At 72.0% G+C, this 18,791-nt stretch carries 19 protein-coding genes and 1 pseudogene; 7 read left to right on the plus strand and 13 right to left on the minus strand.

Annotated features, from left to right (window positions below):
* The first annotated feature begins 21 nt into the window (after window positions 1-21).
* On the plus strand, window positions 22-834 hold the full coding sequence (locus ACFY1E_RS21250) for an SAM-dependent methyltransferase (protein WP_389078129.1): 813 nt from the start codon (window positions 22-24) through the stop codon (window positions 832-834).
* A 1-nt stretch (window position 835) separates the two neighbouring features.
* Here the strand turns inward: ACFY1E_RS21250 and ACFY1E_RS21255 are convergent, their stop codons facing one another.
* The 11 genes from ACFY1E_RS21255 to ACFY1E_RS21305 all read right to left on the minus strand — a co-directional run bounded on the left by ACFY1E_RS21255 (window position 836) and on the right by ACFY1E_RS21305 (window position 11,799).
* Window positions 836-1,732 carry an NAD(P)-dependent oxidoreductase gene (locus ACFY1E_RS21255; protein ID WP_389078132.1) on the minus strand — a complete coding sequence of 299 codons (897 nt, stop codon included), beginning with the start codon at window positions 1,730-1,732 and terminating at the stop codon, window positions 836-838.
* On the minus strand, window positions 1,729-2,418 hold the full coding sequence (locus ACFY1E_RS21260; protein ID WP_389078135.1) for an SDR family NAD(P)-dependent oxidoreductase: 690 nt from the start codon (window positions 2,416-2,418) through the stop codon (window positions 1,729-1,731). Before ACFY1E_RS21260 ends, ACFY1E_RS21255 begins: the two co-directional genes overlap by 4 nt.
* Window positions 2,415-3,290 carry a cupin domain-containing protein gene (locus ACFY1E_RS21265; protein ID WP_389078141.1) on the minus strand — a complete coding sequence of 292 codons (876 nt, stop codon included), beginning with the start codon at window positions 3,288-3,290 and terminating at the stop codon, window positions 2,415-2,417. The genes ACFY1E_RS21260 and ACFY1E_RS21265 overlap by 4 nt, the downstream gene beginning before the upstream one ends.
* On the minus strand, window positions 3,287-4,654 hold the full coding sequence (locus ACFY1E_RS21270; protein WP_389078143.1) for an amidohydrolase family protein: 1,368 nt from the start codon (window positions 4,652-4,654) through the stop codon (window positions 3,287-3,289). The genes ACFY1E_RS21265 and ACFY1E_RS21270 overlap by 4 nt, the downstream gene beginning before the upstream one ends.
* 22 nt (window positions 4,655-4,676) lie before the next feature.
* On the minus strand, window positions 4,677-5,675 hold the full coding sequence (locus tag ACFY1E_RS21275; protein WP_389078145.1) for an alpha-ketoacid dehydrogenase subunit beta: 999 nt from the start codon (window positions 5,673-5,675) through the stop codon (window positions 4,677-4,679).
* Window positions 5,663-6,643, minus strand: a complete 981-nt coding sequence (locus ACFY1E_RS21280; RefSeq protein ID WP_389078148.1) for a thiamine pyrophosphate-dependent dehydrogenase E1 component subunit alpha — start codon at window positions 6,641-6,643, stop codon at window positions 5,663-5,665. The genes ACFY1E_RS21275 and ACFY1E_RS21280 overlap by 13 nt, the downstream gene beginning before the upstream one ends.
* Entirely contained in the window at window positions 6,643-7,977 is a 1,335-nt protein-coding gene (locus ACFY1E_RS21285; protein WP_389078150.1) for a M24 family metallopeptidase, read from the minus strand. The genes ACFY1E_RS21280 and ACFY1E_RS21285 overlap by 1 nt, the downstream gene beginning before the upstream one ends.
* A 52-nt stretch (window positions 7,978-8,029) precedes the next feature.
* Window positions 8,030-8,686 (minus strand): helix-turn-helix domain-containing protein, encoded by a 657-nt coding sequence (locus ACFY1E_RS21290; protein ID WP_389078152.1) that lies wholly within the window; start codon window positions 8,684-8,686, stop codon window positions 8,030-8,032.
* Between the two features lie 168 nt (window positions 8,687-8,854).
* Window positions 8,855-9,709, minus strand: coding sequence for a Cof-type HAD-IIB family hydrolase (locus ACFY1E_RS21295; protein WP_389078155.1), 855 nt, complete (start codon window positions 9,707-9,709; stop codon window positions 8,855-8,857).
* A gap of 79 nt (window positions 9,710-9,788) precedes the next feature.
* Window positions 9,789-11,195, minus strand: a complete 1,407-nt coding sequence (locus tag ACFY1E_RS21300; RefSeq protein ID WP_389078157.1) for a cytochrome P450 — start codon at window positions 11,193-11,195, stop codon at window positions 9,789-9,791.
* Between the two features lie 136 nt (window positions 11,196-11,331).
* Window positions 11,332-11,799: a potassium channel family protein gene (locus ACFY1E_RS21305; protein WP_389078159.1), complete on the minus strand. Its 468-nt coding sequence runs from the start codon at window positions 11,797-11,799 to the stop codon at window positions 11,332-11,334.
* A gap of 150 nt (window positions 11,800-11,949) precedes the next feature.
* Here ACFY1E_RS21305 and ACFY1E_RS21310 point away from each other — a divergent pair, with 150 nt between their 5' ends.
* The 6 genes from ACFY1E_RS21310 to ACFY1E_RS21335 all read left to right on the plus strand — a co-directional run bounded on the left by ACFY1E_RS21310 (window position 11,950) and on the right by ACFY1E_RS21335 (window position 17,166).
* On the plus strand, window positions 11,950-12,192 hold the full coding sequence (locus tag ACFY1E_RS21310) for a hypothetical protein (RefSeq protein WP_389078161.1): 243 nt from the start codon (window positions 11,950-11,952) through the stop codon (window positions 12,190-12,192).
* 95 nt (window positions 12,193-12,287) lie between these two features.
* Window positions 12,288-13,118, plus strand: coding sequence for a hypothetical protein (locus ACFY1E_RS21315; RefSeq protein ID WP_389078163.1), 831 nt, complete (start codon window positions 12,288-12,290; stop codon window positions 13,116-13,118).
* A gap of 113 nt (window positions 13,119-13,231) precedes the next feature.
* Complete coding sequence (locus ACFY1E_RS21320; RefSeq protein ID WP_389078165.1) at window positions 13,232-14,041, plus strand: SAM-dependent methyltransferase; 810 nt, start codon at window positions 13,232-13,234, stop codon at window positions 14,039-14,041.
* A 36-nt stretch (window positions 14,042-14,077) separates the two neighbouring features.
* Complete coding sequence (locus tag ACFY1E_RS21325) at window positions 14,078-15,481, plus strand: glutamine synthetase family protein (protein WP_389078168.1); 1,404 nt, start codon at window positions 14,078-14,080, stop codon at window positions 15,479-15,481.
* Between the two features lie 2 nt (window positions 15,482-15,483).
* The gene (locus tag ACFY1E_RS21330; RefSeq protein WP_389078170.1) at window positions 15,484-16,614 is read left to right on the plus strand and encodes an amidohydrolase family protein; all 1,131 of its coding nucleotides are present in this window, start codon (window positions 15,484-15,486) and stop codon (window positions 16,612-16,614) included.
* 15 nt (window positions 16,615-16,629) lie between these two features.
* Window positions 16,630-17,166, plus strand: a complete 537-nt coding sequence (locus ACFY1E_RS21335; protein ID WP_115910498.1) for an NUDIX hydrolase family protein — start codon at window positions 16,630-16,632, stop codon at window positions 17,164-17,166.
* Here the strand turns inward: ACFY1E_RS21335 and ACFY1E_RS21340 are convergent.
* Both ACFY1E_RS21340 and ACFY1E_RS21345 read right to left on the minus strand, forming a co-directional pair.
* A complete protein-coding gene (locus tag ACFY1E_RS21340) occupies window positions 17,129-17,959 on the minus strand; it encodes a DUF427 domain-containing protein (RefSeq protein ID WP_389078173.1) in 831 nt (276 codons plus the stop codon). The genes ACFY1E_RS21335 and ACFY1E_RS21340 overlap by 38 nt on opposite strands.
* Window positions 17,960-18,080: 121 nt before the next feature.
* Window positions 18,081-18,763, minus strand: a pseudogene (locus tag ACFY1E_RS21345) (MBL fold metallo-hydrolase).
* Window positions 18,764-18,791: the final 28 nt, after the last annotated feature.

Genomic DNA, 18,791 nt, shown 5'->3' on the forward strand with positions numbered 1-18,791 from the left:
TGACGAGCAGAGGAGCATCACGTGACGGGGACCGAGCCGGCCGCACCGCGGATCGACACGACCCGGCCGCACCCGGCCCGCGTCTACGACTGGTTCCTCGGCGGCAAGGACAACTACCCCGTCGACGAGGAGCTGGGCCGGCAGATCGCCTCGATCCAGGGGGACGCGCCGCGCGCCGCCCGCGCCAACCGCCGGTTCATGCAGCGGGCCACGCGCAGGCTCGTCGAGCAGTCGGGAATCCGCCAGTTCCTCGACATCGGCACGGGCATACCCACCGAGCCCAATCTCCACCAGATCGCCCAGCGCGTCGCACCCGACGCGCGCGTCGTCTACGTCGACAACGACCCGATCGTCCTCGCCCACGCGGGCGCCCTGCTGCGCGGCACCCCGGAAGGCGTCACCGAATACCTGCAGGCCGACGCCCGCGAACCCGCCGCCATCCTCGAACAGGCGGGCGGCATCCTCGACTTCGACCGTCCGATCGCCCTGTCCCTGATCGCCCTGCTCCACTTCATCGCCGACGAGGACGGCGCCCATGACCTGGTGGGCACCCTCGTCGACGCCCTCGCACCGGGCAGCTGCCTGGTCCTGTCCGCGATGACGGCGGACTTCGAGCCTGAGAACGTACGGCGGGGCATCGAGGCCTACGCGGCGGGCGGAGTGACCCTGGTGGCCCGCACGCACACCGAAATGGGCGGCTTCTTCAAGGGACTCGACCTCGTCGAGCCGGGGATCGTGTCCGTGGTGGACTGGCACCCCGAACTCGGCGTGGACGAGACACCGGACGGCGAGGGACCCGTGTCGCTGTACGGAGGCGTCGGCGTCAAGGTCTGACTCAGGGACGCCGGTCACCGCGGAGGAATTCCGCCAGTGCGCTCAAGTCGCGTCGGCCCAGGCCCTCTTCCACGGCTTCCCCCACCAGTCGCCTGTTGGTGACGGCCTGGTGCATGGGTGCCCCCACGCGCTCGGCGAGAGCGAGGGCCAGGTCGAGGTCCTTGGCGACGAGTTCGAGGGTGAAGGCGACCGTCGCGCTCTCCGGGTGCAGATACGCGTCCTTCTTGTACTGCACGAACGGCGCCCCTGCGGCACCGGCCGCGAACACCTCGTACGCCGCCTCCCGGGCCACCCCGGCCCGCTCGGCGAGGACGAGCGCCTCCGAGAGGGACTGGTTGAGGCCGAGGAGCAGCGAGTTGACGGCCAGCTTCATCGCCGCGCCGGTTCCTGCGGGGCCGACATGGACGACATGGGACGCCAGGACGTCCAGCACGGATCGGGCCTGTTCCAGGGCCGACGCCTCCCCGCCCGCCATGACGGTGAGCCTGCCCTGTTCGACGAAGACGACGCTGCCGGAGACGGGGGCGTCCAGCAGGGCCGCGCCCGCCTTCTCGACCAGGGGTGCCAGGGCGGTCACCGTCTCGGGGGCGACGGTGCTGGTCTCCACGACCACCGTGCCGGCACCCAGCCCGGCGGCGATGCCGTCCTCCCCGCCGTATGCCTCGCGCACGGCCGTGTCGTCGGCGAGGGAGACGAGGACGACGTCCGCCGCCGCGGCCGCCCGGCAGGGCGTGTCGGCGACCGCGGCGCCGGTCGCCTCGGCCTTGGCGCGGGTGCGGTTGTACGCCGTCACCGCGAAGCCCGCCTTGCGCAGCCGTACCGCCATGGCCGCACCCATCCGGCCGGTGCCGATCACCGCGACGCGCGGTCGCGTTTCGTTCGTCCCGGTGGCGCTCACCCCAGCAGCCACCCCCCGTCCACACTCAACTCCACTGCATTGACAGACCTGTTGCGCAGCAGGAAGTCCACCGAGTCCACGACGTCCGCCATGGTGGCGAGCCGTCCGGTCGGGGTCCTGGCGCGCAGGGCGGCCAGGACTTCGTCCGGCTTGGACTGCCAGTAGGGGCTGTCGCCCACGACGCCCGGGTGGACGGCGTTGACGCGGACCGGGGCGAGTTCGACCGCGAGGGTGTTCACCAGGCCCCGTACGCCCGCGTTGACCGTGGCCACCGTGGTGGCGCCGGGGTAGGGGCGCTCCTTGGCCTGGCCGCCGAAGACGACGATCGCGCTGTCGTCGGTCATGCGTGGCCGCAGCACGTGCACGACCTCGGTGTAGCCGACCAGTTTGGTTGTGACGAGGCGCAGCGCGGCGGCGATGTCGTAGTCCGTCGCCCGGTTCTCGTCGCGGGAGACGCCCGCGAGGACCAGGTGATCGACACGTTCGACGTCCGCCAGCGCCGCGGCGATCTCACGCGGCCGGGACAGGTCGAGGGCGAGGCCCCGTGCGCCGACCTCCTTGGCGACGGCGTCGGCGCGGTCCGCGTCACGGCCGGTGAGGATCACCTCGTCGCCCCGCTCGGCCCGGACCCGGGCGAACTCGCGGCCGATGCCCGACGTGCCACCGACGACAACGACGCTGCTCATGACTCCAGGGCCTCCCTCAGATACTCCCAGTCCCGTGTGAACCGGTACGAGTGGCGCGGCGGCGGCTGCGGCGCCTGGGTCTCCAGCCAACGCAGCGTCCCCGTACCGGCGTTGGCGAAGCCGTGCACGCAGCCGGCGCCCGCCCAGGCGCAGTCGCCGGGTCCGAGCCGGTAGCGCTCGCCGTCGAACACCGCGTCCGCCTCGCCTTCGAGGAAGTAGTACGTCTCCTCGAAGGGGTGGTCGTGGGTGCCGGCGACGCCGTCGGGCGCGTACTGGACCATGAACATCGTGGAGGCGACCGCGCCGAGGTCGCTGTCGACCATCATCTTGACGGTGATGCCGCTGTAGACGAGCAGCGCGGTGCGCATGCTGGCGGAGACGGCGAGGAGGTCCTGGGACTGTTTGCCGGGGTCCATCTGGGCGGGCTCGAAGTGGCCGAAGGTGCGGGTGCGCGGGTCGCGGACGTCGATGCGGACAGGGCTGCGCGCAGGCAGGTCGCGCACCGCCTGCGTGTCGTGTCCGTAGCGTGCCCGCGGGACCGGCGCCAGCATGTCCGCCCAGCGTGCGGGCGTGTCCCCGGCTCCGCGCCAGGCGTGCGGGACGCCGGTCGCAAGGATGCCGTAGTCGCCCTCCTCCAGGAGGTAGGAGCCCTCGGGCATGTCGAGGATCGCGGTCCCGTCGAGGATGTGGAAGCTCTCCTCGTACGAGTGCACATGCGCCGGCACCGCGCCGTCCGGGCGCAGTTCGCACAGGCCGAAGCCGGTGTGGACGCTGCCGTCGTCCTCGCCGACCAGCGTGCGGCGCCGGTAACCGTGTGCGTCGTACCGCGGCTCGGCCGCGTCGGCGGCCCGCCGCACCAGATGCCGGGTCATGCGGTCGGCTTCGCCTCCTTCGCCTTCGCTTCCTTCGCCGCGAGCAGCCGGTCGCGGGACTCCTCGACGAGTTGCCGGGCGCGTGCGACGTCGGCCGTCAGCCTGCCGTCGCGCTTGCGGATCACGCCGTCGACGATGACCGTCTCCACGTTGGAGACGTCCGCGCACAGCGTGACCGCGGAGGCCGCGTCGTGCACCGGCGCGATGTTGAGGGCGGTGGCGTCGAGGGCGACGACGTCGGCGCGCTTGCCGGGGGTCAGGGAACCGGTGCGGTGCTCCAGTCCCGCGACATGCGCGCCGTTGCTCGTCGCGATCTCCAGCATCTGACGTGCCGTCAACATGCTCTCCGGTACGGGCATGTTGGCCTGCCAGCAGTCGGCGTTGAGCCGGGCGCGCTCGGCGCCGAAGGCCGCGCGGATCTGGGTGAACATGTCGCCGGGCACGGTGGTGACGACGTCGATGCTCAGGGACGGTCGCAGTCCGTGCTCGATCGCTGCCATCACGGGCGGCCAGCCGTGCCCCATCTGTGTCTCCACCTGCGGCGCGATGGAGACCGTACCGCCGCTGTCGGCGACCATCTGCCACTCGTCCTCGTGCAGGTAGCAGCAGTGGATGTAGGTGGTGTCCGGGCCGAGCAGGCCGAGGTCGTTGAGCTGTTTGACCATGCCGAAGCGACCGGCGAGGCGGCCCATCGCCACATGCACGGTGATCGGGATGTCGAGTTCGCGGGCGAGCGCCCATTCGGAGGTGACGACGTCGTTCACGCAGAAGCCGGGGCCGCGGGTGGCCAGCGCCATGGTCAGCAGGCCGTCATCGGAGGAGAAGTACTTGGCGCGGATACGGCGGACGTCGTCGCCCGGGATCGCGATCTTGCTCTCGAACCAGTAGTCCGCCAGGGAGGTGTTGGCGCTGCCGTAGGCGTACTGGGCGCGGATGCCGGTCTCCGCCAGCGCCTGGATCGCGGCGTCCGGGTGCTCGGGCGTGTTGTTGATGTGGGACCAGTCGACAAGGGTGGTGATACCGGCGTTGAGGCACTCCAGGGCCCCGGCGAGGTTGGCCGCGTACACGTCCTCGGGCGTGTACAGCGGGGCGAAGGTGTCGAGGATGTCGACGAAGTAGTCGTCGAGGGTGGCGTCGGGGGCGACGCCGCGGATCGAGGCCTCCCAGGTGTGGCGGTGGGTGTCGACGAAGCCGGGGATCACGATGCGGCCGCTCATGTCGAGGACCTCGGCGTCGGCGCTGATCTCCGGCTGTACGGCCGCGATCCGGCCGTCCTCGATGAGGACGTCCCCCCGCGGCAGATCCCCGACGGAGGGATCCATCGAGAGCACGTGCCCCGCGCGAAGCAGTATCCGATCGGTCATCGCGCTTCCTCCTCAGGGGTGTTCAGTACGCGGCGAGACTCCGCACCGCCGCCACGGCCTTGTCCACGGTGGGAATGACTTGCTCCTCCAGCGCGTCGGCGAACGGCAGCGGCACGCACTCCCCCGCCACCCGGCGCACCGGCGCGTCCAGCAGCGTGAAGCCCTCGTCGGCGACGACCGAGACGAGGGTGGCGCCCCAGCCGCCCTGGAAGGGGTTCTCCTCCACGGTCACCAGCCGCGACGTCTTGGCGAGGGAGGCGAGGACGGTGGCGACGTCGAGCGGGACGAGGCAGCGCAGGTCGACGACCTCGGCGTCGATGCCCTCCGCGGACAGCTGCGAGGCGGCCCGGAGCGCCACCGGGACCATGGAGGCGAGGGCGACGAGAGTGACGTCGGAGCCCTCGCGCACCACCGCCGCGCGCCCCAGCTCGACCACATGACCCGGTGGCGCAGGCGCACCCTTGCTCGCCAGCAGCCCCTTGTGCTCGAAGAAGACGACCGGGTCGTCACTGCGAACGGCCGCCGCCATCATGCCGATGACATCGGCGGGCGTGGCGGGGGCCGCGATCTTCAGCCCCGGGACGGTCAGTGCCCAGTTCTCGGTGGCCTGCGAGTGCTGGGCCCCGAAGCCGAGGCCGCCGCCGTTGGCGGTGCGCACCACGAGCGGCACGGTGACCTGGCCGCCCGTCATGTACCGCACCTTCGGTATCTCGTTGGCGAGGTAGTCCCAGCAGCAGGCCAGGAAGTCGGAGAACATGATCTCGGCGACCGGCCGCATCCCGGTCATCGCGGCGCCCATCGCCGCGCCCACGATGGCCTGTTCGGAGATGGGCGTGTCCCACACCCGCTCGGGCCCGAACTCCTTGAGCAGCCCGACGGTCGTCTTGAACACCCCGCCGGCCTCGCCGATGTCCTCACCGAGGCACACGACGGCCGGGTCGCGGCGCATCTCCCGCGCGATGCCCTCGGCGACCGCCTCGCGGTAGGTGATGACGTCACGGTCCGTGCTCACGTCCGCCATGCCGCACCTCCGTCCGCCCATACGTCGGTCAGCGCCTCGCCCGGATCGGGGAGCGGCGCGTTCTTCGCCGCCTCGACCGCCTGCTGTACGAGGTCGCGGGCGCGCTCGTCGGCCGCGCTGACCGTCGCCTCGTCCGCCCCCAGCTCCACCAGGCGCCCGCGGGCGAGGTCCAACGGGTCGTGCTTGAGCCAGCGTTCGACCTCCTCGGCCGGGCGGTAGGTGGCCGGGTCGGCGCGGCTGTGCCCGAAGTGGCGGTACGTCTCGGCCTCCAGCAGAGCGGGCCCGTCTCCTGCCCGGGCCCGCTCGGCGAGGCGGGCGACCGCCTCCTTCACGGCGAGGACGTCGTTGCCGTCGACGACCTCGCCGGGGATGCCGTACGCGGGCGCCCGGTCCGCGGCCGGACGGGCCACGGCTGTGACGTCGGCGATCGGCGTGTACTCCATGTACAGGTTGTTCTCGCAGACGAACAGCACCGGCAGCTTCCATACGGCAGCCAGGTTGAGCGCCTCGTGGAAGGCACCGATGTTGGTGGCGCCGTCACCGAAGAAGGCGACGGCCACCTGCCGCGTCCCGCGCAGCCGGGCCGACCAGGCGGCGCCGACCGCCATCGGCAGGTGGGCGCCTACGATGGCGTACGAGCCGAGCATGTTCATGGACGCCTTCGTGAGGTGCATGGAGCCGCCCTTGGCCCTGCACAACCCGGTCGCCCTCTGCATGAGTTCGGCGAGGCACTCCTCGGGGGTGGCGCCGCGGGCCATCGCATGGTGGTGGCCGCGGTAGGTGGCGAAGACGTAGTCGTCGGGGCGCAGGGCGGCGCTCGCGCCGACGGCGATCGCCTCGTGCCCGGCGGCGAGATGGGTGGTGCCCTTGACCAGGCCGGACAGGAACAGGTCGTGGGCGGCCTGCTCCGTACGGCGGATGACGGCCATCTGCTCGTACAGGGTGAGGAGTTCCTCGCGGTCGGCCATCAAGTGCCCCCGTCGGTGCGGGTGTTGAGGTGGGACTGGGCCTCGCGGCGGGTGTTGAGCTCGCCGCCGACCGTCCAGTACTTGCGGCCCGCGACCAGCAGTTCCTCGGCCGGGAACTTGGTGATGACCTCGCAGCCGTCAGCGGTGACGACCAGTTCCTCCTCGATCCGGGCCGCGGACCAGCCGTCGGCGGCCGGCCAGTAGGTCTCCAGGGCGAACACCATGCCCTCTTCGAGGACTTCGGGGTGGTCGAGGGAGACCAGGCGGCTGAAGATGGGCTTCTCCCAGATCGACAGGCCCACCCCGTGGCCGTACTGGAGGGCGAAGGCGGCGGTCTCGTCGGCGAAGCCGAACTCCTCGGCGCGCGGCCAGACCTGGACGATGTCGGCGGTGGTGGCACCCGGGCGGACCAGGGCGATGGCCTCGTCCATGTACTCGCGACAGCGGACGTAGGCGTCCCGTTGCGCGCGGGAGGCGCTGCCGACCGCGAAGGTGCGGTAGTAGCAGGTGCGGTAGCCGAGGTGGCTGTGCAGGATGTCGAAGAATGCGGGGTCGCCGGGGCGGATCAGGCGGTCGCTGTAGACGTGCGGGTGGGGTGAGCAGCGTTCGCCCGAGATGGCGTTGACGCCTTCGACGTACTCGCTGCCGAGGTCGTAGAGGACCTTGCTGACCAGGCCGACGCACTCGTTCTCGCGCACGCCCGGGCGCAGGTGGCCGTACAGCTCCTCGTACGCCGCGTCGACCATCGCGCAGGCCTGGGTGAGCAGGGAGATCTCGTCGCGGGTCTTGGTGCGGCGGGCCTCCAGGAAGACCTGCTGGCCGTCGACGACGTCGATGCCCTCGGCGCGCAGGGCGGCGAGGATCGGCATCTCGGCGACGTCGATGCCGAGAGGCTCGTTCGCGAGGCCGTGTTCGCGCAGCTCGGTGGCGATCTTGCGGGCCACGTCCTCGGCGATGCCGGCGTCGGGATGGAAGGCGCCGCGCAGGGTGGAGATGCCGGCGCGGGCACCGGTCGGCGGGCCCTCCTTGCCGTCGCTGTAGTCCAGCCACGGGTTGTACAGCTGGTGGTGGCGGGCCGCGGAGCCGAAGTCCCAGACGACCGGTTCGCCGCCGCGCACCAGCAGGGCGAAGCGGATCAGCTTGTCCATCGCCCAGGTGCCGATGTGCGTGGCGGTCATGTAGCGGATGTTGGCGAAGTCGAAGCTGAGCACCGCGCCGAGCGAGGAGCGGTTCAGGGTCTCGTTGAGCCGGGCCAGGCGCTGCCTGCGCAGCCGGCCCAGGTCGATGCGCTCTTCCCAGTCGACGGCGTTGGGTCCATATGTGCGGATCGCCATGGCGACCACCCCCACTCCGGAGTGAACGACCACACCGGGCAGGTGTCAAGTACTACTGAACACTCTGGCTGAACACGAACCAGACCCCGACGGCCGGTTCCGTTCCATCATTCCGGTAGCGGTGGGGGGTCGTCGACTCGAAACAGACGGCGTCGCCCGGTCCGAGTGTGTACTCGTCGAAGCCGAGGGTGAGCACGAGCTCGCCGGAGGTCACATAGCCGTACTCGGTGCCCGTGTGCCGCATCAGGCCGCCGGAGCCGGAGGAGGAGCCGCCGGGCCGGTAGGTCACCAGCAGGAAGTCGACATCCGTGCCCGGAACATGCCCGAGCCGCTCCCAAACGACCCCGGAGTCCAGCTCAAGCAGCTCCCGCTCCCCCGGTGTGACCAGCGGTCCGATGCGCCGGCCAGGGTCGGCGGCGAAGGCCGCGAGGGCGTGCAGGACGGTGGCGGGGGCGGCGGCCGCGGCCACGACCGGCGAGGCGGCGGCCTCGTCCTCGTAGCCGTCGAAGAGCGCCTCCAGGGAGACCGACAGCGCGGTGGTGATGGCGTACAGCGTGCTCACCGACGGCTGGCTCTTGCCGGTCTCGATCTGGGAGACCAGGCTCGCGGAGACGCCGATCTCCCGGGCGAGGGAGCGCAGGCTCACGCCTTTGGCCAGGCGTGCCTGCCGGATGCGTGCGCCGACGGGCGGCACGGCGGCAGGAGACACGGCTGCTCCCCTCTCGGGCGGACATGTGCAGCACCATTGAACAGCGGGGGTCGGCCATGGCACCAGGGCCTCAGGCGAGGAACGACGAAGACCGCCGTCCCCGCACGGACCGCACCGCCCACCGAGTCCCTCACCGACCGCGAGCCACGGCTTTGCGCAGCCGACCGGCTAGAGGTCCAGCACGCGCGCGACCGTGCGCAGCACTCCGTTGTCGTTGTTGGACGGGGCCAGGTGGCGGGCCCGGGCGATGACGTCCGGGTGGGCGTTGGCCATGGCGAAGGACCACTCGGCGGCGTCGAGCATCTCCAGGTCGTTGAGGTAGTCACCGAAGACCATGGTCTGGGCGGGCGTGATGCCCAGGTCGTGCTGGAGTCGGCGCAGGGCGGCGCCCTTGTTGGCGGTGCGGTTCATGACGTCGACCCAGTGCTCGCCGGAGACGACCACTTGGTGGGTCGGGGTGAAGGACTGGAGCGCGGGCGCGGTGGTGTGCGCGGCGGAGCCGAAGTCGAAGAGGGCGACCTTGATGACGTCGTCGTCGAGCGCGGTGGCGTCCTCGACGACGCGGTGTTCGACGTAGTACTTGCGCACCTCCGCCAGGAACGCCTCGTCGCTGCGCTCGACGTAGGCGGAGCGCTTGCCGCAGACGACGGCGCCCACGTCGACGCCCTCGGCGACCAGCTGTCGTACGGCCTGTACGACGCGGGCCGCGACGCCCGGCTCCAGCGGGTCCGAGCTGAGCTCCACGCCGTCGCGCACCACGTACGTGCCGTTCTCCGCGATGAACACCATGCCCTCGGACACCTCGGCGAACTCACGCGCGAGCGTGGCGTACTGCCGTCCGCTCGCCGGGCTGAACAACACTCCGCGGCGGCGCAGTTCCGCCAGCGTCTCCCACAGCCCGGGCGGGATCCGCTTGGCGTCGTCCAGCAGCGTGCCGTCCATGTCGGTGACGACGAGGCGTATGTCGGCGGAGCCGGCGGGCACACCGGAGGCGGTGAGGAAGGGCGAGGCGGCGGAGGACATGACCTGCTTCCGGTGGGGCGCGACGGGGCGCCTGCTGGCTTACGGCGGTCCCGTCACCCTACGCGAGCTGCGCGGACGCTCAGCTTCCTGACCGGATCAGTCCCGTCAGGTAGCGCCACAGCGAGGAGCGCCGCTTGGCGGCCTGGTCAGGTACCGGCGCCGCATCCGTTACGTCTGCCGCGGGTGCCGGCGAGAGAGGCAGCGGCGGCCCGGACAGTTCGTAGCGCACCGGCAGCGAGCGCAGCCCCCGCATGAACGGCGAGGAACGCCAGGGCAGTTGGTCGACGGGCAGGGCGAGCTCCAGGTGCCCGAACCGTTCGAAGACACGGCTGACGCCCGCTGCCGCGATCGTCGACGCCAGTTCTCGGGCCGGGCACTGGCGGGGGCCCGCGCCCCACGACAGGTGCGCGCGGCTGCTGATGCCCGCGCCGGGTGCCATCTGGCCCGCAAAGACGGGGTCGGCATGGGCGGCGGCGGAGGAGACCCACACGGGGTCGCCGGCGCGGATGGTGTAGTCGCCGAGCCGGGTGTCCGCGGCCGCGAACCTCGGCACGAAGTTGACCAGCGGCGGCTTGCGCATGACCACCCGGTTCATGGTCTCGCGCACCATCCCGGCGGACAGGGTGGTGCGGACCCCGCCCTCGTTCTCTCCCGCGATCACCTCGACGACCGTGTTGGAGATGAGGATGCCGACGTGGTCGGAGGTCATGCCGAGCAGCATGAACAGTTCGCGGGCCAGCGCGTCGACGGACAGGTCCGGGTGGGCGGCCAGCAGATGGGAGGGGAAGTCGTCGCCCGGCTTCTCGATCTTGGCGGCGGCCAGTTCGCTGAGCGTGACCAGGAGGCGGGCGAGGGCGGATTCGGCGTCCGGGCCGGCGTCCAGCACCCGCCACATGTCCATCAGGGCGTCGTCGCCCTGCGAGCCGGGGAAGCCGAGCAGATGGCTCGCCGCCATCAGCGGCAGCGGGCGGGAGAACTGCGCCGACAGGTCGGCCATGCCCGTGCCGCCGCCCTGCGCGAGCAGGGAGATCAACTCGTCGGCGTATCCGGTGACGGCCGCCTTCAGCCGCTTGGCCTGCGGGCCCCGCGGGTCCTGGAAGGGGCGCAGGGCCGAGTCCCAGGCACCGCGCAGTGTGCGGTAGCCGGGGCCGCCCTGGATCAGCACGTGGTTGACCTCCAGGGAGGGACCCAGCGGCCAGTCGGCGGGCACCCGGCCCTCCGTCCGGGCCCGCCAGTTCTCCAGGCCCTTGGGCCAGCCGGCGTCGTCCTGGAGCACCTGCAGCGACTCGCGGTAGCCGAGCACGAGCCACGCGGGCACACCCAGCAGGTCGACCGGCGCGACCGGGCCGTGGCGCTCCCGCAGCCGTTCGTAGACGAGCGCGGGACGGGTCTCGTAGTCCCGGGTCAGCAGGGGTTCCGGAGCCAGCTCCTCCAGCCGCGTGCCGGCCCGCTCCGCGCTGTCCTCGTCGACCAAGTGGAACTCCATGCTTCCGCCGCCCCCTTCGACACCGCCGCGACAGTCCGCGGCGTGCGGGTACGCGCGGACCCCGGGGGACCGTACCTCAGGCGTAACAGAAGTCACACGGCAGGGTACTCACGGGTAGCAAAGGGCGCTCCGGCCCTCAGTTCCGCTCGCCGCTCCCGGCCACCATCCGCTCCAGCCGGTCGAAGCGTTCGTGCAGGGCACGGGCGGTCTCCTCACCCAACTCGTGGGCGTGCAGGGCGAGATGGTGGCGGCGTTTCTGCTCCCGTCCGACGAACCAGGTGGCGAGGGCCGCGGTGACCATGCCGTAGGTGGTGATCCCGACGACCATCACGACGGCGCCGATGACGCGGCCCCCGAGGGTCACCGGGTAGAAGTCGCCGTACCCGACGGTGGTGGCCGTCTCGATCGACCACCACAGCGCCTGCGGGTACGTCCGCAGATTGGCGCGCGGTGCGTCGTGTTCGGCGGCGACCACGGCCCACGAGCCGATGAGCATCACCACGCCCAGCACGGCCGTCGCGCCGCCCGCCGCCTTCAGATGCAGGGAGCGTCCCTGCCGGCCGAGCAGCACCGCGACCGCCCTGGCGAGGAATCCGGGCAGCATGGTCACTCCTCGGTACGCGTCGGCATGGGGCCAGTGTCGCCGCGGGCGGCAGTGCGGGCATGCGGGGCGGGGCGTTCGAGTTGCCGTGCGAGGTGGGGCGTTGTGCGCTGAAGGCATGTACTTCTGCGCACCGGGCGACGGACCGGGTCCATGACGGCGGATCCCCCCTCGGTGCCGGAGACCTACGGCTTCGACTGCACCCACTGCGGTCACACCTGGACGGCCGACTTCCAGCTCATGTTCTTCACCGACCCGATGGATCCCTCGGGTCTGACCACCCAGGAGTACGTCGACGAGGCGGGCCGGGCCATGCGGTCGCCGCTCGCGGACGCGGTCTGTCCCGAGTGCGGCGGGCGCCGGGTGCGCGTGCACGCGGAGCGGGGAACGCCCTGACGCCCCGCTCACCCGAACGGGCCGTCGTGCCTGGTGGGGCGGTAGGGCCGGTGGTGCGCTGAGGGGAGGTCCCCAGCTGCCCGGAGGCATCCGCGATGATCCCTCGCCCGTCCCCTCTCGTCCGTGCGCTCGCCTCGGCCATGGCGGTGAGCACCCTGCTGGCCGTCGCGTCCTGCTCGGGCGACGGCGGCGCTTCCCAGGCCTCCGACGCCACCGCCACCCCGCTCGCGGCCCGCACGTCGGCCCCGGTCCCCACCCGTACGTCGGCCCCGCCCCGCCTGACCCAGGCCGGAGCACAGGCCGCGCTCATCACGGAGGACGACCTGGAGGGCAACTGGAACCAGGTCAAGGGCGCCGCCGCCTGGGGCGACACCCTGCTCATCGGGAAGGTCGACGTCGCCCAGTTCCTGACCTCCAAGGCGAACGCCGCCGACTGTCAGCGGCTCCTCGACGCGCTCTACGACGACGACCTGCTGGGCAAGCCGAGCGGCGCGTCCGCGCTGACCGGCTTCGAGCAGGGCGACTCCCGCCTCCTCTACCAGGTCGCCGCCTACAACCCCGTCCGGCTCAGCGCCGCGCTGGCCTGGCTGAAGACCCTGCCGGTCAAGTGCGACCAGTTCACCGCGACCGACGCCAAGGGCGGCAAACGGACGGTCCAGGTGACCACCGCCTCGGTGCCCAAGCAGGGCGACGCCCGGCAGGGCCTGCACGTGACGGTGCAGGGGACCGCGAACGGCGTACCTGCCACGCTCACGCTGGACGTGGCCGCCGTGCGCATGGGCAACGACGCGATCACCGTCACCGCGGGCGGCCTGGCCGGGGGCGCGCACTCCTCGCTGGAGCTGGCGGTGCGCACGGGCGCCCAGCGGCTCAAGGACGTCCAGTCCGGCAAGACGCCCGCCGCCGGTCCCGGCCGCACCGGCTGACGGCCGTTCAACGGGCCTGCTCCGCACACCTGATCGGCCGATTCCCGGGACAGCGTGATCAACGGGCGGCACAATGGCGGCGACGGCCACAGGTGTTGAGAAGGAGCAGAGTTGTGAGTGAGAGCCACACCCCGGGCGGGTCGGCGAGGCTGAACACCGGTGTGGCGCACAACGCGCGCGTGTGGAACTACTGGATCGGCGGCAAGGACAACTACGAGGTCGACCAGCAGGTGGGCGAGCACGTCGCCGGAATGTTCCCGATCATCCGGGAGATCGCCCGCGCGGACCGCTGGTTCCTGGGCCGTGCGGTGCGGTTCCTGGCCGAGGAGCGCGGGGTGCGGCAGTTCCTGGACATCGGCACCGGGCTGCCGACCGCGGACAACACCCACCAGATCGCCCAGCGGATCGCCCCCGACGCCCGCATCGTCTACGTCGACAACGACCCCATCGTGCTGGCCCACGCCCGCACCCTGCTGACGGGCACCCACGAGGGCGTCACCGACTACATCGACGCCGACGTCCACGACCCCGACGCCATTATCGAACGCGCCTCCCGCACCCTCGACCTCAGCCGGCCGGTCGCGGTGATGATGCTGGGCATCCTCAACTTCGTCCTGGACACGGAGAAGGCGCACGAGATCGTACGGAAGGTCATCGCCGCGGTGCCCTCCGGCAGCTTCCTCGTCCTCACCCACCCGACCTTCGACGAGGACCTGGGCGGCGCGGGCCAGATCCCGGCGATGAAGTTCTGGAACGAGAACGCCACCCCGCCGATCACCGCCCGCAGCGGCGAGGACATCGCCGCCTTCTTCGAGGGGCTGGACCTCCTCGAACCGGGCCTGGTGTCGTGCTCGCAGTGGCGTGCCGAGCCCGGATCACCCGCCGTGGTACCGCAGTTCGGCGGGGTGGCCGTGAAACCCTGACGGAGCAGCCTGACGGACGCCGAGCGTGGAGGACGTATGACGACCCTTGCCGACCCCGTCCCCGGCGGCCGCCCGGGTGACGTCGAACGGGCCACCGCGCTCGGCGAAGAACTGTCCGAGCGGGGAGTGCACGGCATCGTCCTGGCCTACGTCGACACCGCGGGCGTCGGCCGGGTGAAGACCGTCCCCACGGCCAAGCTGGCCTCGGCGGCGGCCTGGGGCGTCGGCATGTCGCCGGTGTTCGACACGTTCCTGGCGAACGACTCCATCGTCTCCACCGACGTCCTGGGCTCCCCGGACGGCGACCTGCGCCTCTACCCGGACCTCGACCAACTCGTCGTCCTGGCCGGGCAGCCCGGCTGGGCATGGGCGCCGGTCGACCGGATCACTCAGGAGGGCGAGCCGCACCCGGGCTGCAGCCGCACGGTCCTGCGCCGCGCCGTCTCGGAGGCGGCCGACCGGCACGGCCTCACCTTCAAGGCCGGCATCGAGATCGAGTGGGCCGTCGGCCAGGGCCCCGCGGAGGGCGGCGACTTCGTGCCCGCGCTGTCCGGTCCCGCCTACAGCGCCACCCGCCAGGTCGAACTCAGCGACTACACCGCCGACCTGCTGGCCGCGTTCGCCGCGCAGGGCGTGGACGTCGAGCAGATTCATCCCGAGTACGCGGCCGGGCAGTTCGAGATCTCGGTGGGCGCCCTCGACCCGGTCACGGCGGCCGACCGGAGCGTGCTGGTACGGCAGACCGTCCGGGCGGTGGCCCGGCGGCACGGGCTGGTCGTGTCCTTCGCCCCCGCGGTCTTCGCGCAGGGCGTCGGCAACGGCGGACACATCCACCTCTCCACCTGGCGCGACGGCGTCAACCTGCACTCCGGGGGCGAGGGCCGCTACGGCATGACCGCCGAGGCGGAGTCGTTCGCGGCCGGGGTGCTGGCCCGCCTCCCGGCCCTCACGGCCGTGACCGCGCCCAGCCCGGCAAGCTACCTGCGCCTCAAACCCTCCCAGTGGGCCGGAGTGTTCACCGCCTGGGGCCGCGAGACCCGGGAGGCCGCGGTGCGGGTCGTCACGGGCACGGCGGGCCTGCGCGACCAGGCCGCGAACCTGGAGGTCAAACCGGTCGACCTGGCCGCCAACCCGTATCTCGCCCTCGCCTGCCTCATCGCCGCCGGACTCGACGGCCTGACCTCGTCCGCGCCCCTGGCCGAGGAGATCACCGGCGATCCGGCCCGCCTCGACCCCGCGGACGCGGCGGCCCGGGGCGTCCGCCGCCTGCCGGCCTCGCTCACCGAAGCCGTCGAGGAGTTCCGCAAGGACGAACTGCTGCGGACCGCGCTCGGCCCGGTCCTCGCGGACGCCGTCATCGCCGTACGGCAAGGGGAGATCGCGGCAGCGCACGGGCTGGACGACGAGCGGGTGGCGGCGGCCTACCGCTGGAAGTACTGACCGTGGCCGGCCCGGTCCAGGAGGCGATCGACGCACTGGAGCTGGTGGACCACCACTGCCACGGCGTCGTCACCGCCGACCTGCCCCGGGAGGGCTTCGAGGACCTGATCACCGAGGGCGCGGCCTGGCCCGGCATCTCTCCCTTCGACACCCCCGTCGGGGTGTCGATCCGCCGCCACTGCGCACCGCTGCTGGACCTGCCGCGCCACGCACCGCCCGATGAATACCTGGCCCGGCGTGCCGAGTTGGGCTGGCAGGAGGTACACCGTCGCTTCCTCACCGCAGCGCGGACCGGCACCTTCTGCGTGGACACCGGTTACGCCCCGGAGCGCCTCACCACGCCCGCTGAACTGGCCGGGACCGCGGACGGGACGGCGTACGAGGTCGTACGGCTGGAGGGCGTCGCCGAGGCGGTGACGGCGCAGGGCGTCGAGCCCGACGACTACGGCGACGCCTTTCAGGCGGCCGCACTGGAGGCCGTGCAGCGGCCGGGCGTGGTGGCGGTGAAGTCCGTGGCCGCGTACCGCACCGGCTTCGACCTGGACCCGGCCCGCCCCTCCGCCGCGGAGGTCACCGAGGCGGCCCGGCGCTGGTCGGCGCGCGGTGGCCGGCTGGCCGATCCGGTCCTCGTACGGCACCTGCTGTGGATCGCGGTCGACCTCGGCCTCCCTCTGCAGCTCCACACCGGCTTCGGCGACAACGACATCCGGCTGCACCGCGTCGACCCCAGCCACCTCACCGACTGGCTGCACCTGACCACCGGCACGATCCCGGTGCTGCTCCTGCACTGCTGGCCGTACCAGCGCCAGGCCGCCTATCTGGCCGCGGTGTTCGAGCACGTGTACCTGGACGTGGGCCTCACCCTCCACCACGTCGGCCCGGCGCGCGCCCGGGCGGTCCTGGAGGAGGCGTTGGAGATCACACCGTTCGGCAAGCTGCTGTACAGCTCCGACGCGTACGGTGTGGCCGAGTTCTACCGTCTGGGCGCGCTCGCCTTCCGCCGCGGTCTGGCCGGTCTGCTGCAGGACCGGGTGGACGCCGACGAACTGAGTCTGCCGGACGCGCTGCGGTTCGCCGAGTGGGCGGGAGCACACAATGCGCGCCGGGTCTACGGCCTCTCCGGCCCCTCCTGAAAGTATGATCAAGCAATGTCTGACATGACCGAAACCACGCCGGGCTGGCTCAGCTCCGACGACCTCGAGCTGGCACGCGCCCGTATGCCGATCCTGTACGTCGAGGCCGTGCCCGTGCGCGTCGACGACAGCGGCGAAGTCACCAGCGTCGGCCTGCTGCTGCGCATCGGCCCGGACGGGACGGTCAGCCGGACCCTGGTCTCCGGTCGCGTCCTGCACCACGAGCGGGTCCGTGACGCCTTGCTGCGCCACCTGGAGAAGGACCTCGGCCCGGTGGCGCTGCCCCGGATCCCGGCCTCGCTGCAGCCGTTCACGGTCGCGGAGTACTTCCCGACGCTGGGCGTCACGCCGTACCACGACCCGCGCCAGCACGCGGTGTCCCTGGCCTACGTCGTCCCGGTCACCGGCGACTGCCGGCCCCGGCAGGACGCCCTCGACCTGGTGTGGTTCAGCCCGCAGGAGGCCGTCTCGGAGGCGGTGCAGAGCGAGATGCCCGGCGGGCACGGGGTGCTGCTCAGGCAGGCCCTCGCCCACGTCGGCTGCTCTGTCTGAGCATCGTGCTGAAGGGTGTGACGGGGCGCTCCACGCGCTCCCCGTCCACGACGATGTCGGCCACCTCGTTGTAGAACGCGAGGAGTCCCTTGACCGTGCCCACGGCGGGCAGCGGGTCCGGGTAGCTCCAGACGACGTTGGGTGGCACGTCGGCCTCGCCGCGCAGCGACCAGTACTGCGCCGTGCCCTTGTAGGGGCAGCCGGTGTGGTGCTCGGTGGGTTCGAGGAGGTCGAGGCGGACGTCCTCGGGCGGAATGTAGTAGCGGGTCGGCAGACCGGTCTCGAAGAGCAGCACGGGCCGGCGGGTGTCGGCGACGAGCAGGCCGCCGACCGACACCTCGACATGCCGGCTGCTCGCGATGGCATCCACCCGCTTGTGCGGGTCACGGGGGTGGATGAAGATCTCTTCCTCCTCCTCGTACCAGTGGTCCAGGCCCCTGCCGCTGCGCCGGAACCACTCGAAGGCGATGTACTCGGCCAGGTCGGCGGCCGGGAAGGTCCAGGCGGCGTTCTCCAGCAGCTCGCCGTCGGCTTCGAGGTCGTAGAAGATCCTGGAGCCGGTGTGGGCGCCCGTCCGCGGGTTCTTCGCGGGGCGCAGGAGGTCCTCGCGTACGTCAGCGCGCGGGAAGGCGTACTGCGGTACGGGCAGCGAGGGCTCCCAGACGAGGACGGGGTGCCGGCTGTCGACGACGGTGACGTCACCCTTGCGGCCGCGCACCCAGCGGTCGCTGGGCTCCCACAGGAGGCCTTCGGGGGTGGTGCGCAGGGATCGTTCGGTGGGGAGTGCACTCATGGACCGCTCTCCTTCCGCTCGTTCAGGAGCACCACCAGCTTCGCCGCTTCGGCGCGGGGAAGCGAGAACCGGGTCGGTCAGGCGCCGGAGCGGCAGGTCCCGCGGCCGGCCTCCGGGCGCTTCACGGTTTTGGGGACGCGCGCGTGGTCGGCGGCGGGCCGGCAGGGCACTCGGGTCGTCGGCCGGCGGTGGCCGCGTCTCGCAGGGCGGTCGCCGCGCCGTGGACGATCGGGGCGCCGTGACCGAAGACCGCCGTGCCGGCCTTCAGCCCGGCCAGGCGGTGCAGCGCCTCGACGGCCCCGGCGCGGTCGGTGTTGAAGACGCCCGGCGTGGTGCGGCCGACGGCGTCGCCGGTGAGCAGGACGCTCGGCCCGGGCAGGTGGAGGGCGATCGACCCGTCCGTGTGCCCGGGCACCGACACCACCACTGCGCCGCCGCCGAAGTCCAGCACATCACCGTCCTCCGCCTCCCGGTCCACCCGGCACGGCGGAGCCGGGGCAGGGGCGGCAGCGCCGCCCGGATCGGCACCTCGAAGTCCTGCAGCACCGGCGGCGCCCCGGCCAGTTCGGCGGCCGAGCCCGTGTGGTCCTCGTGCCAGTGCGTCAGCACGATCCGCCGCAGCCCGCCGCCGAGTGCTTCCTCGATCTGCGCGGCGCAGTCCGCCGTACCGGTGTCGATCAGGGTCACCTCGTCGCCGTCCCGCCACAGACAGGCCGCGCCCACCGGGAGGCGAAGCACCCGCAGCTCCGGCGGTACCTCGCTCACTTCCATGCCTTCAGCGTGGCGGGCCGCCCTTGCGGCCATGCGGTCGTTCGCCGACGGCTCAGCAGGT

This window comes from Streptomyces sp. NPDC001604, assembly GCF_042893475.1.
Classification (GTDB): Bacteria; Actinomycetota; Actinomycetes; order Streptomycetales; family Streptomycetaceae; genus Streptomyces.